Annotated in this window: 15 protein-coding genes and 1 riboswitch; of the genes, 7 read left to right on the top strand and 8 right to left on the bottom strand. The window is 71.8% G+C overall.

What is annotated here, in order from left to right; translation table 11 throughout:
- Positions 1–379: 379 nt before the first annotated feature.
- Positions 380–655, bottom strand: a complete 276-nt coding sequence (locus IAG42_RS15930; RefSeq protein WP_188337653.1) for a MoaD/ThiS family protein — start codon at positions 653–655, stop codon at positions 380–382.
- Positions 656–777: 122 nt separating this feature from the next.
- A complete protein-coding gene (thrC, locus tag IAG42_RS15935) occupies positions 778–2,079 on the bottom strand; it encodes a threonine synthase (RefSeq protein ID WP_188337654.1) in 1,302 nt (433 codons plus the stop codon).
- 18 nt (positions 2,080–2,097) lie between these two features.
- Positions 2,098–2,253: riboswitch (SAM riboswitch) on the bottom strand.
- A 164-nt stretch (positions 2,254–2,417) separates the two neighbouring features.
- Between thrC and IAG42_RS15940 the strand changes: the two genes are divergently transcribed.
- On the top strand, positions 2,418–3,365 hold the full coding sequence (locus IAG42_RS15940) for a glucosyl-3-phosphoglycerate synthase (RefSeq protein WP_188337655.1): 948 nt from the start codon (positions 2,418–2,420) through the stop codon (positions 3,363–3,365).
- A 46-nt stretch (positions 3,366–3,411) separates the two neighbouring features.
- The gene (locus IAG42_RS15945; RefSeq protein WP_188337656.1) at positions 3,412–4,797 is read left to right on the top strand and encodes an alpha,alpha-trehalose-phosphate synthase (UDP-forming); all 1,386 of its coding nucleotides are present in this window, start codon (positions 3,412–3,414) and stop codon (positions 4,795–4,797) included.
- Positions 4,798–5,138: 341 nt separating this feature from the next.
- Here IAG42_RS15945 and otsB read toward each other — a convergent pair whose 3' ends face one another.
- The 3 genes from otsB to IAG42_RS15960 form a co-directional block, all read right to left on the bottom strand.
- Positions 5,139–5,969 (bottom strand): trehalose-phosphatase, encoded by an 831-nt coding sequence (otsB, locus tag IAG42_RS15950; protein WP_188337657.1) that lies wholly within the window; start codon positions 5,967–5,969, stop codon positions 5,139–5,141.
- 75 nt (positions 5,970–6,044) lie between these two features.
- Positions 6,045–6,287 carry a DUF3263 domain-containing protein gene (locus tag IAG42_RS15955; RefSeq protein WP_188337658.1) on the bottom strand — a complete coding sequence of 81 codons (243 nt, stop codon included), beginning with the start codon at positions 6,285–6,287 and terminating at the stop codon, positions 6,045–6,047.
- A gap of 10 nt (positions 6,288–6,297) precedes the next feature.
- Complete coding sequence (locus IAG42_RS15960; protein WP_223206024.1) at positions 6,298–7,566, bottom strand: ABC transporter substrate-binding protein; 1,269 nt, start codon at positions 7,564–7,566, stop codon at positions 6,298–6,300.
- A gap of 296 nt (positions 7,567–7,862) precedes the next feature.
- On the opposite strand from IAG42_RS15960, the gene IAG42_RS15965 reads away from it, so the two are divergent.
- From IAG42_RS15965 to IAG42_RS15975, 3 genes are all read left to right on the top strand, one after another.
- Positions 7,863–8,840 (top strand): ROK family protein, encoded by a 978-nt coding sequence (locus IAG42_RS15965; RefSeq protein ID WP_188337659.1) that lies wholly within the window; start codon positions 7,863–7,865, stop codon positions 8,838–8,840.
- Positions 8,840–9,985, top strand: a complete 1,146-nt coding sequence (gene nagA / locus IAG42_RS15970) for an N-acetylglucosamine-6-phosphate deacetylase (protein ID WP_188337660.1) — start codon at positions 8,840–8,842, stop codon at positions 9,983–9,985. The genes IAG42_RS15965 and nagA overlap by 1 nt, the downstream gene beginning before the upstream one ends.
- A gap of 133 nt (positions 9,986–10,118) precedes the next feature.
- Positions 10,119–11,048 (top strand): 1-phosphofructokinase family hexose kinase, encoded by a 930-nt coding sequence (locus tag IAG42_RS15975; protein WP_188337661.1) that lies wholly within the window; start codon positions 10,119–10,121, stop codon positions 11,046–11,048.
- Between the two features lie 4 nt (positions 11,049–11,052).
- Here IAG42_RS15975 and IAG42_RS15980 read toward each other — a convergent pair whose 3' ends face one another.
- Both IAG42_RS15980 and cdgB read right to left on the bottom strand, forming a co-directional pair.
- Complete coding sequence (locus IAG42_RS15980) at positions 11,053–12,027, bottom strand: carbohydrate-binding protein (protein ID WP_188337662.1); 975 nt, start codon at positions 12,025–12,027, stop codon at positions 11,053–11,055.
- Positions 12,028–12,136: 109 nt separating this feature from the next.
- Positions 12,137–13,822, bottom strand: coding sequence for a diguanylate cyclase CdgB (gene cdgB / locus IAG42_RS15985; protein WP_188337663.1), 1,686 nt, complete (start codon positions 13,820–13,822; stop codon positions 12,137–12,139).
- A 287-nt stretch (positions 13,823–14,109) separates the two neighbouring features.
- On the opposite strand from cdgB, the gene IAG42_RS15990 reads away from it, so the two are divergent.
- On the top strand, positions 14,110–14,703 hold the full coding sequence (locus IAG42_RS15990) for a flavin reductase family protein (protein WP_384626448.1): 594 nt from the start codon (positions 14,110–14,112) through the stop codon (positions 14,701–14,703).
- A gap of 325 nt (positions 14,704–15,028) precedes the next feature.
- Here IAG42_RS15990 and arfB read toward each other — a convergent pair whose 3' ends face one another.
- Entirely contained in the window at positions 15,029–15,454 is a 426-nt protein-coding gene (gene arfB, locus IAG42_RS15995) for an alternative ribosome rescue aminoacyl-tRNA hydrolase ArfB (protein WP_188337665.1), read from the bottom strand.
- Positions 15,455–15,624: 170 nt separating this feature from the next.
- Between arfB and IAG42_RS16000 the strand changes: the two genes are divergently transcribed.
- Complete coding sequence (locus IAG42_RS16000) at positions 15,625–16,200, top strand: TerD family protein (RefSeq protein ID WP_188337666.1); 576 nt, start codon at positions 15,625–15,627, stop codon at positions 16,198–16,200.
- Positions 16,201–16,223: the final 23 nt, after the last annotated feature.

Consider the following 16,223-nt stretch of genomic DNA (forward strand, 5'->3'; position numbering starts at 1 on the left):
CAATGGATGGAGGTGTGCGCCGGAACGCGTCGACCGCGGCCGAATGTATCTGCCCAACTGCCCTCTGCAACAGGTCAATCGGACGAGAATTCTGAGCGCCTACGATCGGGGAAACCGGGCCAACTCACCGGATCCCAGGGCAAGCCGGGCCGCATAAATGCCATAAAAGGCCCGAATGGGCGGGGTACTTTGGCTGCTTCTCAGCGGGATTCACGCAAGAACTCATATGCGTCCGTCATGCACCACGGACGGAAGCGGAGCAGCTTCCCCAACTGTACCCCGCTCAACCATGCAGAATTGCCCCCTCCGCTTCTCTCGCGGAGGGGGCAATTCTGGTAACTCTGGGTAAGTCAGGGAAATCCAGGACGGGTCGAGCCGATCAGCCGCCGGCGACGGCGGGAATGATCGAGACGCCGGCGCCGTCCGGCGTCGCGGTCTCCAGGCCCTGCTCGAAGCGGACGTCGTCGTCGTTCACGTACACGTTCACGAAACGGCGCAGCTTGCCCTGGTCGTCGAGCACGCGGGCGGCGATCCCCGTGTGGTTCTTCTCCAGGTCGGCGATGACGTCGGCGAGGGTCGCCCCCTCGGCCGGCACCTCGGCCTGACCACCGGTGTAGGTGCGGAGAATGGTGGGGATCCGGACGTTGACGCTCATGGTTTCACCTCTGGCGATCTCAGCCCCTGGGGGTCCCCCCGGACGAAGTCTGGGGGAGATTGAGGAGCGGGGGTCCGGGGGCAGAGCCCCCGGTTTCGGGAACGGGCGGGGTCGGGGAAGGACTACTGAGCGAGCCCAGCCTCACGGAACGCATCCAGGCTCGGCCGAATGGTCGCCGTGGCCTGCGACGTCTCAGCGACAGCATCCAGCGTCTTCAGACCGTCACCCGTGTTCAGCACGACAGTCGTCAGCGACGGATCGATCAGCCCCGCCTCGATGAGCTTCTTGGTGACACCGAGCGTCACACCGCCGGCGGTCTCCGCGAAGATGCCCTCGGTCCGCGCGAGCAGCTTGATCGCGTCGACGACCTGCTCGTCGTTCACGTCCTCAACGGCGCCACCGGTGCGGCGCGCGATGTCGAGGACGTACGGGCCGTCGGCCGGGTTGCCGATCGCGAGCGACTTGGCGATCGTGTTCGGCTTCTGCGGGCGGACGACGTCGTGGCCGCCCTTGTAGGCGACGGAGACCGGCGAGCAGCCCTCGGCCTGGGCGCCGAAGAGCTTGTACGGCTTGTCCTCGACGAGGCCGAGCTTGATGAGCTCCTGCAGACCCTTGTCGATCTTCGTGAACTGCGAACCGGACGCGATCGGGATGACCAGCTGGTCCGGCAGCTGCCAGCCCAGCTGCTCGCAGATCTCGTAGGCGAGCGTCTTGGAGCCCTCGCCGTAGTACGGGCGCAGGTTCACGTTGACGAAGCCCCAGCCCTCGCCCAGCGGGTCGCCGATGAGCTCGGAGCAGAAGCGGTTCACATCGTCGTAGTTGCCCTCGATGGCGACGAGGTCACCGCCGTAGACACCGGCCATGACGACCTTGCCCTGCTCCAGGTCGTGCGGGATGAACACGCAGGAGCGGAAGCCGGCGCGGGCGGCGGCGGCACCGACGGCACCGGCCAGGTTGCCCGTGGAGGAGCAGGAGAGGGTGGTGAAGCCGAAGGCGCGGGCGGCCTCGATGGCCTGGGCGACGACGCGGTCCTTGAAGGAGTGCGTCGGGTTGCCGGAGTCGTCCTTGACGAACAGCTTGCCCTGCTCGACGCCGAGTTCGCGGGCCAGGTTGTCGGCCTTGACCAGGTGGGTCCAGCCCGGGTTCAGGTTGGGCTTCTCGGCGACGTCCGCCGGGACCGGCAGGAGCGGGGCGTAGCGCCAGATGTTCGCGGGGCCGGCCTCGATCTGCTTGCGGAGCGCCTCGGGGTCGCCGACGGGAAGGTCGTACGCGACTTCCAGAGGCCCGAAACACTCGACGCACGCGAAGATCGGACCGAGCTCGAACTTCGCACCGCACTCGCGGCAGGAGAGACCCGAGGCGGGACCGAGGTCCACGGTCTTCTCGGAGGGGGTGGTTCCGGTGGCGACAGTCTGTACAGCCATGAGAGGCGAGGCCCTTTCTCCTCATCTTCCTCACGACGCATCTCGCCGTGAGACGGATTTGGCACCTTCCCTAGCCGGGAGCCTCGCGGTGGACAGTTGCGGTGTCCTACGAGACCGGCTGGAGGGTTGCCGGGGCTTCAACGGGCCGTATCCCTCTGCCCCTCTGGATGAGCGGTATTCGATTGTTGAACGTGGCCGACGGTGACCCCGGCATGCGGTGGTCCCCGGCCTTGTTCAAGACTGTAACCGACGGCTTGGGCGCTTGAGATAGTCGTCCGAACCGCGAGATGGATCACAAATCGTCCCGCACCACCACGCGGAGTGAGGAGCAGCCGACCGTGCTGGAAGAGGTAGAGCGCTGGCTGAACGAGCGCTCCTGGTCCGTGGCGGACCGGCCACTGCACCAGCTGATCGCCGCGAAGCGCGCGTCGGGGCAGACCGTGAGCGTCGTGCTGCCGGCCCTCGACGAGGAGGCGACGGTCGGCCAGATCGTGTCGGTGATCCGGCGCGAACTGATGACGGACGCGGTGCCGCTGGTCGACGAGCTGGTGGTCGTGGACTCCGGGTCCACGGACCGGACCTCCGAGGTCGCGGCGGCGGCCGGGGCGCGGGTCGTGCACCGGGACGCGATCCTGCCGCGGCTCCCGGCCCGGCCCGGCAAGGGCGAGGTGCTGTGGCGCTCGCTCCTCGTGACGTCCGGGGACATCGTCTGCTTCGTGGACGCGGACCTCAAGGAGTTCTCCGCGGACTTCGTGTCCGGAATCGTCGGGCCGCTGCTCACCGACCCGGACGTGCAGTTCGTGAAGGCGATGTACGACCGGCCGCTCGGTGACGCCGTCGGGCAGGGCGGGCGGGTGACCGAGCTGGTGGCGCGGCCGCTGCTCAATCTGCACTGGCCGCGACTGGCCGGATTCGTGCAGCCGCTCGGCGGCGAGTACGCGGCCCGCCGGTCGCTGCTCGAACAGCTCCCGTTCCCGGTCGGGTACGGGGTCGAGCTGGGGCTGCTCGTGGACGCGCTGCACACGGTGGGCCTGGGCGCGCTCGCGCAGGTCGACGTGGGGGTCAGGAAGCACCGGCACCAGGACGGGCAGGCGCTCGGACGGATGGCGGCGGCGATCTACCGCACGGCGCAGCTGCGGCTCGCGCGCGGGCATCTGGTGCGACCGGTGCTGACCCAGTTCGAGCGGGGCGAGAAGGGCTTCGAGCCGCGTACGCACGACGTGGACACGGAGGAGCGGCCGCCGATGGCCGAGATCGACGAGTACCGCGAGCGCCGGGTGGCGTGAGCGCCTTACACGTTTGAGGTGTTTCGGCGGCGGCTAGCTTGGGCGTATGGCTTCCACTCCTGGTGCTGCTGAGGTTCTTGTCGCGTCCAACCGGGGACCGGTCTCGTACGCCGTCGGGGACGACGGCACGGTCACGGCCAAGCGGGGCGGGGGCGGGCTCGTGTCCGCGCTGAGCTCCGTCGACGACAAGCTGTGGGTGTGCGCGGCGCTCGGCGACGGGGACCGGGAGGCGGTGCGGCGCGGGATCACCGAGCCGGGTGTGCGGATGCTCGACATCGACCCGGAGGTGCACGCGTCCGCGTACAACGGGATCGCGAACTCGGTGCTGTGGTTCGTGCACCACATGCTGTACCAGACCCCGCTGGAGCCGTCGTTCGGACCGGAGTTCCGGCGGCAGTGGGCGGCGTACGAGGAGTACAACCGGGCGTTCGCCCAGGCGCTCGCGGACGGGGCGGCGCCGGGTGCGACCGTCGTGGTCCAGGACTACCACCTGGCCCTCGTGCCGGGCATGCTCCGCGCGCTCCGTCCCGACCTGCGCATCGGGCACTTCTCGCACACGCCGTGGGCGCCCGTCGACTACTTCCGGATGCTGCCGGACGACATCGCGGAGCAGCTGCTGCGGGGGATGCTCGGAGCGGACCGGCTGGGCTTCCTCACCCGGCGCTGGGCGGACGCGTTCACGGAATGCTGCGCGCGGATCGTGGGCGGGCCCGGCGATACGGAGATCGGGGTGCACGGGCTCGGGGCCGACGCGGAGTTCCTGCGGGAGCGGGCGCACCGGGAGGACGTCGAGGAGCGGCTCGCCGCGCTGCGCGAGCAGGTGGGCGCAGGGCGCAAGGTCGTGGTGCGGGTGGACCGCACGGAGCTGTCCAAGAACATCGTGCGCGGGCTGCGGGCCTTCGAGCTGCTCCTCGAGACGCGGCCGGAGTGGCGGGAGCGGGTCGTGCATCTCGCGTTCGCGTATCCGTCGCGGCAGGACCTGGAGGTGTACCAGGAGTACACGGCGGAGGTCTCCTGGGTCGCGGCGTCGATCAACTCCCGTTTCGGTACGGAGGACTGGACGCCGGTCGTCCTCCACGTGAAGGACGACTTCGCGCGCTCGCTGGCGGCGTACCGGCTGGCGGACGTCGCCCTCGTGAACCCGATCCGGGACGGCATGAACCTGGTCGCGAAGGAGGTGCCGATCGTCTCCGACGGGGGCGGGTGCGTGCTCGTGCTCTCGCGGGAGGCGGGGGCGTACGAGGAGCTCGGGGAGGACGCGCTCGGGGTCAATCCCTATGACCTGATCGGGACGGCGGAGGCGTTGGGCGCGGCGCTCGACATGCCGGAGAAGGAGCGGGTGGCGCGGGGCGAGCGCTTGGCGGCGGCGGGATCCTCGTTGCCGCCCGCCCAATGGTTCCTCGCCCAACTGAAGGCCCTCCACAAGCCCTGACCCCGCCGCCCGGCGCCGCCGCCGTAGGGGCCGAACATCGTCGCCGACCGCGCCACCGTCGTGGCCGCTCGCGCAGTTCCCCGCGCCCCTTACGGGGCACGCCTGCCCCGGGCACGCATCCGGTCTCCCCAGCCTTGGGCAGTCTGCCGCCTGGGGCGGCACGGGTGGGCAAGGCGGCACCCCCGGCGCCGGGTACGCGAATCGTCAGGCCTCCGCTACGGCGTCCCCGCCATACGGGCCAGGCATCGTCGCCGACCGCGCCGCCATCGTGGCTGATCGCGCAGTTCCCCGCGCCCCTGACGGGGCACGTGCGCCCCGGTCCCCCGCGCGGCCGGCGGGGCTTACGGGGCGCCCAGTTCCGTGGCCAGGGATTTCAGGAGAGTGACCACTCCGGACGGGCCCGGGACGGTCAGGTCGGCTCGGCCGGCCAGGTCGGGGACCTCCTCGCTGGCGCTGCAGACCAGGAGGCCCGGGGTTCCGTTCGCGCGGAGTTTCTCGACGGCGGCGTACGCCGGGAGGTCGCCGAGGTCGTCGCCGGCGTAGAGGACGGACTCGGCGCCCGTCTCGCGGACGTACTCGGTCAGGGCCACGCCCTTGTCGACGCCGGGGGGACGCAGTTCGAGGACGAGGCGGCCGGGTTCGACGACGAGGCCGTGGCGGGCGGCGAGGGCGGAGAGAGGGGCGCGCAGGGCGTCGAACGCGGCCTGCGGGTCGGGGGCGCGGCGCGTGTGGACGGCGACGGCGCGGCCCTTCTCCTCCACGTACGTGTCGTGCCAGAGGCCGGCCGTTTCGAGGACCCCGGGCAGTTCGGAGCGCACCCCGGCGACTCCGGGGTGCGGCGCGGGCGCGTGGACGGTGCCGGTGACGGCGTCCCAGCGCTCGGCGCCGTAGTGGCCGAGGACGACGAGGTGTTCGAGCCCGGGCACTCCGGCGAAGCCGCCGTGGCGGACGGCGACGCCGGCGGGGCGTCCGGTGATGACGGCGACGGAGGCGACGCGGGGCGCGAGGGCGGCGAGCGCGGGGACGGCGTCGGGGTGGGCGCGGGCCTGCTCGGGGTCGGGGACGATCGGGGCGAGGGTTCCGTCGAAGTCGAGGGCGATCACGCTCCGCTCGGGGCGGGCGAGAAGCGCGGCCAGGCCTTCACGGCCGGCGGCAGTCCGTGGGGCGTCCATAGGGGCGACCCTAGAGCCGTACGCCCGAGTACCGCACCCCGGCGATTTCCGGCCGCCGGTCCCGGCCCCGCCCGGCTACCGCTCCGCGCGCCGCGATTCCCTGACCCGGCGCAGCCGGTTCACGGTCACGGGGGCGTGGGCGAGGGCACGCTCGTCGTCGATGAGGGCGTTGAGGAGCTGGTAGTAGCGCACGGGGGCGAGGTCGAGCTCCTCGCGGATGGCCCGCTCCTTGGCCCCCGGCGACGGCCAGCTCCGCCCCTCGAACGCGAGCAGCGCCTTCTCGCGCTCCCCGAGCCCGGAGGGGAGTATGTCGTCCATGCCGCCCACGCTACTCGGCTGATTCCGCGGCCGCCGCCTCGTTCTGGATCCGGCCGAGGACGGACGCGGGGCTTCCGTTGGGGGCGACGGTGGCGCCGATCTGCTTCTTGATCTCGGCGCTGATCTCGGGCCAGGACGTCTTGTTCGCCGGGTAGTAGGTGGCGCCGGCGAGCTCGTCGATGAAGGGGCTGAGGGCCTTGTCCTGCGGGGCGTCGCGCATCTCGTCGGAGGCGGAGGCGGTGACGGGGGCGACGGTGTACTCGCGGGAGAAGTCGAGGACGTTCTTCTCGCTGTAGACGAAGTCGAGGAACGCGCCGACCGCCTTGGCGTGGCCGCCTTCCTTGAAGGCCATCATCCAGTCGGTGACGCCCATGCGGCTCTTGGGGGTGCCGTCGGGGCCGGGCACGGCGACGTCTCCGTAGGCGACGCCCTTGGCCTTGGCCATGTTCATGAGGGTGGGGTGCCCGGAGAGCATGCCGACCTCGCCGTTGGCGAAGGCCTTGAAGGCGGGGGTGCGGTTGAGGCGCGCGGGGGCGGTGGGGCCGGTGAGTCCGGCGCCGACGAGGTCGTCCTTGAGCCAGTTCAGGGCGCGGACGTTCTGCGGGGTGTCGATGGAGTACGAGCCGACGTTGTCGGTGTAGCCGCCGCCGTTGGAGAGCATCCAGATGAGGGTCTCGGCCTGGGCCTCCTCGCCGCCGAGCGGCAGCGCGAAGGGGTAGGTGACGCCCTGCGCCTTGAGGGCGCGGGCGGCGGTGACCAGCTGGGACCAGGTCTTCGGGGGCTCGATGTCGGCCTGCGCGAAGAGCTTCTTGTTGTAGAAGAGGCGGCGCGTGGAGGCGGCGAACGGCATGCCGTACTGGGTGCCGCCGACCTCGCCGGCCCGGCTCATCTCGCCGAGGAAGTCGGCCTGGACGGGCACGGAGAGCAGCTGGGAGACGGGGTAGAGCTGTCCGGCGGCCGCGTAGTCGGCGTAGGCGCCGACCTGGGCCATGTCGGGCGGATCCCCGGCGTCGACCATCGCCTTGACCTTGGCGTCGACGTCTTCCCAGGAGTAGACCTCCACGTCGACGCGGACGCCGGGGTGGTCCTTCTCGTACGCGTCGGTCAGCGCGTCCCAGTACTTCTGCGAGGTGTTGTCCTCGGAGTCGCCGTAGTCGGCGGCGACGAGCTTCAGCGTCACGTCACCGGAGCCTGTGGCTCCGCACCCCGTGAGCAGCGACGACGTGGCCACGACGGCCAGTGCGGCCGCCGCGGTCAGGGCTGTCCTCCCCTTGCGCACTGCCGGTCCCCCACCCTGGTCGGTCGGCCCCGGGTCTCTCCCACGGCCCTCGGACAGAAGGTCTACACCACAGGCGGGCCGGATCGGAAACGCACGTTCGGGCGTCGGCCACACGGCCGTACGAGGCTACGCCCGAAAGCGGAGTTCATGATTCCTCAAGTTGTGGTTCTTTCATGGTTGTTGCGGGGGCGGCGCCCCTTTATCGTGATCGCGCTCCGCGACGATCTTGAACCGCCGCCGAGTGGTCGCCCTAGTGGACTAGACCTCTTATGGGTGGACGCGCGACACTGTTCCCCGTGAGACATGTCATCGCCCTGGACGTGGGCGGCACCGGAATGAAGGCCGCCCTGGTCGGGGCGGACGGCACGCTCCTGCACCAGGCGCGCCGCGCGACGGACCGCGAGCGCGGCGCGGACGCGGTCGTCGAAACGATCCTCGACTTCGCCGCCGAGCTGCGCGCGTACGGCGAGGAGCATCACGGCGAGAGCGCCGTCGCCGCCGGCGTCGCCGTGCCCGGCGTCGTCGACGAGGAGCACGGCATCGCGCTGTTCGCCGCGAACCTCGGCTGGCGGGACGTGCCCATGCGGGCCCTGCTCAGCGAGCGGCTCGGCGGCATCCCGGTCGCCCTCGGCCACGACGTGCGCACCGGCGGGCTCGGCGAGGGCCGGCTCGGCGCGGGCCGCGACGCCGACCGCTTCCTGTTCATGCCGCTCGGCACCGGCATCGCGGGCGCCATCGGGATCGACGGCCGGATCGAGCCCGGCGCGCACGGCTCGGCGGGCGAGATCGGCCACGTCGTCGTACGGCCCGGCGGGACGCCCTGCGGCTGCGGCCAGCGCGGCTGCCTGGAGCGGTACGCCTCCGCCTCGGCCGTCACCCTGGCCTGGCGGGAGGCGAGCGGCGACGCGAAGGCCACCGCCGCGGACTGCGCCCGGGCCGTCGACGCCGGGGACCCTCTCGCCGCGAAGGTCTGGCAGGACGCGGTGGACGCCCTCGCCGACGGACTGGTGCTCGCTCTCACTCTGCTGGACCCGCGCACCCTGATCATCGGTGGCGGTCTGGCCGAGGCCGGGGAAACCTTGTTCACACCCCTGCGGGCCGCGGTCGCCGAACGCGTCACCTTCCAGTCGCCCCCCACGATCGTCCCGGCCGTCCTCGGGGACACCGCCGGATGCCTGGGCGCGGGCCTCCTCGCCTGGGACCTGCTCGCCGCCACCGAGCACCCCGAGAAAGCCGAAGCCGACAGCACGGACAACACGGAGGTAACCGCCTGATGGCCACAGCAAAGGTGCTCGCCGGTGCCCGGGTGGTACTGCCCACCGGGACCGTCGCCGACGGACGCGTCGTCGTCGACGGCACGCGGATCGCCGGGGTCACCCCGGACGGCGCCGAGACCGTCGACCTGTCCGGCCACTGGGTGGTCCCCGGCTTCGTCGACATGCACAACCACGGCGGCGGCGGCGCCTCCTTCACCTCCGGCAGCGTCGACGAGGTCCTCAAGGGCGTCGCGACGCACCGTCTGCACGGCACCACCACCGTCGTCGCCTCCCTGGTGACCGGCGAGGTCGACTTCCTGACCCGGCGCGCCGGGATCCTCTCCGAGCTGGCCGAGCAGGGCGAGATCGCGGGCATCCACTTCGAGGGCCCGTTCATCTCCCCGTGCCGCAAGGGGGCCCACGATGAGACGCTGCTGCGCGACCCGGACCCGGCCGAGGTGCGCAAGCTGATCGACGCCGCGCGCGGCCAGGCCCGTATGGTCACGCTCGCCACCGAGCTGCCCGGCGGCATCGACTCGGTGCGCCTGCTCGCCGAGCACGGGGTGATCGCGGCGATCGGCCACACCGACGCCACGTACGAGCAGACGGTCGAGGCGATCGACGCGGGCGCCACGGTCGCCACCCACCTCTACAACGCGATGCCGGGCCTCGGGCACCGCGCGCCCGGGCCGATCGCCGCGCTCCTGGAGGACGAGCGGATCACCGTCGAGCTCATCAACGACGGCACGCATCTGCACCCGGCCGCCCTGGAGCTGGCGTTCCATCACAAGGGCGGCGAGAAGGTCGCGTTCATCACCGACGCGATGGACGCGGCGGGCTTCGGCGACGGGCGCTACATGCTCGGCCCGCTGGAGGTCGAGGTGAAGGACAGCGTGGCGCGCCTGGTGGAGGGCAACTCGATCGCGGGCTCGACGCTGACCCTGGACCGCGCGTTCAAGCGGGCCGCGACGATCGACCGGATTCCGGTCGAGGACGTCGTGCGCGCGATCTCCGCCAATCCGGCGCAACTGCTGGGCGTGTACGACCGGGTGGGCTCCCTGGAGCCCGGCAAGGACGCCGACCTCGTGGTCCTGGACGAGGCGTTCGACCTCAAGGGCGTGATGCGCAAGGGCGAGTGGCTGGTCGAGCCCGAACTGGCCTGACATCGTTGTTGGTTGAACCGGCCCTCGCTCCGGGGGCTGGGCCAACCGCCGCCTCTTTGGCATGATCGGCCCCCGTTACCGAAAGTACGCACGGCTCCGGCACGTGCGCGTATCCGACGGGGGGTGAGGGCCGATGATCCTCACGGTCACGCTGAACACCGCACTCGACATCACGTACGGGGTCAAGGCGCTGCGCCCGCACGCCTCGCACCGCGTCACGGAGGTCACCGAACGGCCCGGCGGCAAGGGGCTCAACGTGGCCCGGGTGCTCGCCGCGCTCGGCCACGAGACCGCCGTGACCGGCTTCGCCGGCGGCCCGACGGGCGAGCAGGTGCGCGCGGGGCTGCGCGGCACGGAGCGGGTGCGGGACGCGCTGGTGCCGGTCGCGGGGCCGACCCGTCGCACGATCGCCGTCGTCGACGCCACGACCGGCGACACGACGCAGCTCAACGAGCCGGGCCCGCTGATCACCCCGGCCGAGTGGGCCGCCTTCCAGGAGTCCTACGAGCGGCTGCTGCGCTCCGCGTCCGCGGTCGCCCTGTGCGGCAGCCTCCCGCCGGGCGTCCCGGTCGGCGCCTACGCCACCCTCGTACGGGCCGCGCGCGCCGTGTCCGTGCCCGTGCTGCTCGACACCAGCGGGGAGCCGCTGCGCCGCGGCATCGCGGCCCGCCCCGACATCGTGAAGCCGAACGCGGACGAGCTGGCCGAGCTGACGGGCTCGCACGAGCCGCTCGGCGCGATGAAGGACGCCCGCAGACGCGGCGCCCACAGCGTCGTCGCCTCCCTGGGCGCGGAGGGACTGGTCGCCCTCACCCCCGAGGGCGAGTGGCGCGCCCCGGCCCCCGACCGGCTGTCCGGCAACCCGACGGGCGCCGGCGACTCGGCGGTCGCGGGCCTGCTCAGCGCCTGGGTGGAGAAGCTGCCCTGGCCGGACCGGCTGGCCCGCGCCGTCGCCCTGTCTGCGGCGACGGTGGTGGCCCCGGTGGCCGGCGAGTTCGACCGCGCGACCTACGAGGACCTGCTGGCGAAGGCCGAGGTGCGCGAGCGCGCCGAGGCCGGGTGAGCGACTAGCTGCGGGTCAGCCAGAGGCGGTCGAAGTTCGCGTTGCACTGGTTGCCCTCGGCGCAGGAGATCGTGATCGCGTTCGTCCCCTTGGTGAGCTGGACGATGGCCCACGTGTTCGTCCAGCCCTTCGCCCAGTCGCCTTCCTCGGCCTGTGCGAAGTTCTTCATGTTCAGCGGGCGCTGCTGCTTCGTCCCGTTGACGTCGATCGTGGCGTCGGAGTCCTTGCCGGGGACCCCGTAGTCGACGTGCAGCTTGTACTGGCCGTCCTTCGGGATGCCGCTGACGGTCCAGGTCAGCGCGGCGCCGGGCTGGCTGAAGCCCGCGACGTACTGGCCGCCCGCGGCCTTCGCGCCCGGCACCTCGGCGGAGATGGAGGTGCCGCCGGCCAGCGTCAGCTTCTTCGCGTCGGTCTTGGGCAGAGGGCCCGGCTTGGCCGGCTGCTTCGACGGCTCCTGGCTCGGCTCGACCGTCTGCGCCGGAGCGCTCGACGCGGGACCGCCCGCTTCGCCGCCCTTGTCGTCCGTGTCGTTGCCGAGCATGGCCACGCCGATGCCGATGACGACGGCGGCCACGACGGCGACCGCGCCGATCAGCAGCGCCTTCGTGTTCGGACCGCCGGAGCCCCGGCCGCCGGAGCCGCGCCCGTGCGAGGCCGCCTGGGGCGGGCCGGGCTGCGACGGGGCGCCGTGCACCGTCTCGGGCGCCTGGTAGTGCGCGTTGGGCTGGCCGTACGCGGCGGTCTGCTGGCCGTACGCCGCCGTCTGCTGCTGCGGCGGGACCTGCTGCCCGTACTGGCGCTCGCCGACCGCGCGGACCTGGTTGTACGAGGTGCGGGGGGTGCGGGAGTTCGGGTAGCCGTAGCCACCGCCCCCGCCGTCCGGCGGGGTCGCCCCGGCCGCCTGACCGTCGGCGTACAGATAGCCGAACGGGTCGTCGCCCTCGGGCGTGGTGTTCGCGCCGTTGTTGCCGGGCGCCATCCCTGATCACTCCCTACACGTGTGCTTACCGGGGGAGCGTACCCGGTATGGGGAAGCCCAAGGAGTGGCCTTGACCTCACCGAGACCGGTGGAGGCGGGGCGCCCCAGGTCAGCCCGCCCGCCTGTGCTGTTTGGCACGTGATCTTTTCTCCACGTACATCCGCTGGTCGGCGGACTGGAGCACTTCCTCGGCCGTCATCCCGCAGTGCGCCCAGCCGATGCCGAAGCTGGCGCCGACGCGGACGGCCCGGCCGTCCACCCGGATCGGGGGGATGATCGCGTTGCGCAGGCGGACCGCGAGGTCCTCGGCGTCCGCGCGGCACAGCCCGTCGGCGAGCACCACGAACTCGTCGCCGCCGAGCCGGGCGACCGTGTCCCCGTCGCGGACTCCGCTGGTCAACCGCCGGGCGACCTCGATGAGGACCGCGTCGCCCGCGTTGTGCCCGAAGCGGTCGTTGATCGACTTGAAGCCGTCGAGGTCGCAGAAGAGGACGGCGAGGCCCTTGGTGCCGTCGTCGACGCCCTCGCCGTCGGGGGCCACGACGTGCACGTGGTGGTCGAAGCCGTCGTAGCCCTCGTACAGGCCGGAGGTGTGCGGGACGATCGCGCCGAAGTCGAAGCCGTGCCCGTTCGAGTCCACCGCCGCGTGGGCGCTCTGGTCCCCGTACGCCGCGTCGAGCGAGTCGACGGCGCTGGGCCGGCCGTCCTGCGGGCGGATGCACAGCCGGGCGGAGAGGCGGGCGCGCAGCTCCGCCGAGTTGGGCAGCCCGGTCAGCGAGTCGTGCGAGGCGCGGTGGGCGAGGTGCAGCTCGCGGCGCTTGCGCTCCTCGATGTCCTCGACGTGGGTGAGCAGGAAGCGGGGGCCGTCGGCGGCGTCGGCCACCACCGAGTTGCGCAGCGAGACCCACAGGTAGGTGCCGTCGCGGCGGGCCAGGCGCAGCTCGGCGCGGCCGCCCTCGGCGGAGGTGCGCAGCAGGGTGCCGATGTCCTCGGGGTGCACGAGGTCGGAGAAGGAGTAGCGGCGCATCGCGGAGGCGGGGCGGCCGAGCAGCCGGCACAGCGCGTCGTTGGTGCGCAGGATCCGGCCGTGCTGGTCGCCGCCCATCTCGGCGATGGCCATGCCGGAGGGCGCGTACTCGAAGGCCTGGCGGAAGCTTTCCTCGCTGGCGCGCAGGGCCTGCTGCTCGCGCTCCAGGCGGACCAGGGCGCGCTGCATGTTGGCCCGCAGCCGGGCGTTGCTGATCGCGATGGCGGCCTGGAAGGCGTACATCTGGAGGGCCTCGCGGCCCCAGGCGCCGGGCCGCCGCCCGTTGCGCGGGCGGTCGACGGAGATGACGCCGAGCAGCTCGCCGCCGGCGGCGCCCGTCGCGTACATGGGGGCGAAGAGGCGGTCCGCGGGGTGCCACTCGTCCTCGAAGCGGGGCGGCGGGCCGTCGGTGAACCACTGCGGGACGTCGTCCTCGTCGAGGATCCAGCCCTCGGTGTGCGAGATGAAGCGGAGCTCGCCCCAGGCCTCGCCCATCGCGAGCCTGCGGTCCCAGGAGGTGCGGGAGCCGACGCGGCCGGTGATCAGGGCCTCGGCGGTCGGGTTGCCGGAGAAGGCGGCGACGACCAGGTCGCCGTCACCGCGGACGAGGTTCACACAGGCCAGCTCGTACCCGAGTCCGGTGACGACACCGTCGGCGACGGTCTGCAGGGTGTCGGCCAGGCTGCGGGCGGTGTTCATGTCCGCCATCACCTGGTGCAGCTGACGCAGGGTCGCAAGACGGACGTAGGGCTCCGACTCGGTCTCCATGCTCAGCTCTCCCCGAGACCTCGACAGCACTCCAGAATTCTCATCGGCTCTGTTCGCACGTGCAGCAGCACGTTCATTTCGCAGTGTCGACCGCCACTGAATCACAGCGAGCAGCTCACCCGGTACACAGGGTCAACAAAAAGGGCGCCCTGTGACTCAAGTCACAAGCGATCGACATGGGTTGGACGATTGAACGGAGGATCCGGTTCCGCCGGGAGACCTAGGTCCTGGCTCGGCCCCGGGTCCGATGCGGGGCGCCGGGCCGGGCGATTAGCGTCGTACGCGTGTTGAAGACTCCCCCTGCCGCGCCCGTACCGCCCGCCTCCCTCGTCCCGGCCGTCCCCGCCGGGCATCCTGAAGGCGTGAGCCACGACGAGTTCCGCGCCGCCCTGTCCCGCCTGGCCTCGGGGGTCGTCCTGCTGACCGCGACCGAACCCGACCTCGATCCCGACGACCCGGCCGCCCCGACCGGCGAGTACGCGGGCATGACCGCTACGGCCTTCATGTCCGTCTCGCTCGACCCGCCGCTCGTCCTCGTCTCACTGCGCAACAACTCCCGGATGGACGACCTCCTCGACGAGCAGCCCCTGTGGGCGGTGTCCGTCCTCGCGGAGTCGCAGAGCCACATCGCGGGCCGGTTCGCCATGAAGGGCCGCCTCAGCGACCGGCTCCTCTTCGAGGACATCCCGTACGTGCGGGGGGAGCGGACGGGGGCGCCGCTCGTGGGCGGGGCGCTGGCGACGCTCGAGTGCCGTACGGAGCAGCGGGTTGTCGCCGGGGACCACACGCTGGTCATCGGCCGGGTCCTGAGCGCGGCGCTTCCCAGCGTCGAGGGGGGCCCGCTCATGTACTTCCGGGGCCGCTACCGCCACCTGGGCTAGGGCGGGGGGCGCCTTCTCATCTGCCGAGTGCGCCCGGTGCGCGGCTGCGGGTCCGTCGTGGCTGGTCGCGCAGTTCCCCGCGCCCCTGAAGGCATGCGGCTTCGCCGCGCCTTCCCCTGAGATGCGCACTGCGTGCGCCATCTAGTCGGGGGCTGGGGCATCGGGGAAATGCGCCCGAAGGGCATGCATTTCAGGGGCGCGGGGTGCACTTTGTCGGGGGAAGGCGCGGCGAAGCCGCTGCCTTCCAGGGGCGCGGGGAACTGCGCGACCAGCCCCCACCGGGCCGCGGCCCGCGACGAGAGCGCACCCGGCAGACGGGGACGGGTCACCAGTCCCGAGCGGAGCGACCCCGCTTCGTCTCGGCCCGAGCCTTCTTCTCCCGGAGCCGGCGCTCGTTGATCCCGCGCGGAATCTTCGTGGGCCGGCGCGGCTTCGGCGGCGGCGCGGTCGCCTCGGCCAGCACGGCGGCCAGCCGGACCGCGGCCGTCTCCCTGTTCCGCCACTGGGAGCGGTGCTCGGAGGCCCGGACGGAGAGGACCCCGCCCACCAGCCGGGAGGCGAGCCGCTCCAGCGCCCGCTCCTTCCAGACCGGCGGCAGCGCCTTCGTGGCGGCCAGGTCGAACTTCAGCTCCACCTGCGAGTCGCTGGTGTTCACATGCTGTCCGCCCGGCCCGGACGACCTGGAGAAACGCCAGACGAGCTCGGCCTCCGGAAGGACGACCGAACCGCGGATGGGATAGGGACCGGACATGCGTCCATGGTCGCGTGCGCGTACGGGTGCCGTCACCCGGTTTTCCCCGGTAAAGAAAGTAAAGAGAGCTGGAACCCTCGGGTACCCCGGTTGCGTTCATAGGGGTACGAGTAGCTTCGGTTACGTACGCACGCGCACACGCGCAACTTAACGAGGGAAGGACTCCCACAATGGCAGTAAGCCTGTCCAAGGGTGGCAACGTCTCGCTCACCAAGGAGGCTCCGGGCCTGACCGCCGTCACCGTGGGCCTCGGCTGGGACGTCCGCACCACCACCGGCACCGACTTCGACCTCGACGCCTCGGCGATCGCGGTGAACACGCAGGGCAAGGTCTACTCGGACGGCCACTTCGTCTTCTTCAACAACAAGCAGACGCCGGACCAGTCCATCGTCCACACCGGTGACAACCGCACGGGTGAGGGCGCCGGCGACGACGAGGCCATCGCGGTGAACCTGGCGGCGCTGCCCGCCGACGTCGACAAGATCGTGTTCCCGGTCTCCATCTACGACGCGGAGTCCCGCTCGCAGAACTTCGGCCAGGTGCGCAACGCGTACATCCGCATCCTGAACCAGGCCGGTGGCGCCGAGATCGCGCGCTACGACCTCTCCGAGGACGCGGCCACGGAGACCGCCATGGTCTTCGGCGAGCTGTACCGCAACGGGGCGGAGTGGAAGTTCCGCGCCGTCGGCCAGGGCTACGCCTCGGGCCTCGTCGGCATCGCCCAGGACTTCGGCGTCAACGTCTGATCCGTCCGCCCCGACGCACCCGG

Origin of the sequence: Streptomyces xanthii, from assembly GCF_014621695.1 — a bacterium.
Taxonomy (GTDB): domain Bacteria; phylum Actinomycetota; class Actinomycetes; order Streptomycetales; family Streptomycetaceae; genus Streptomyces; species Streptomyces xanthii.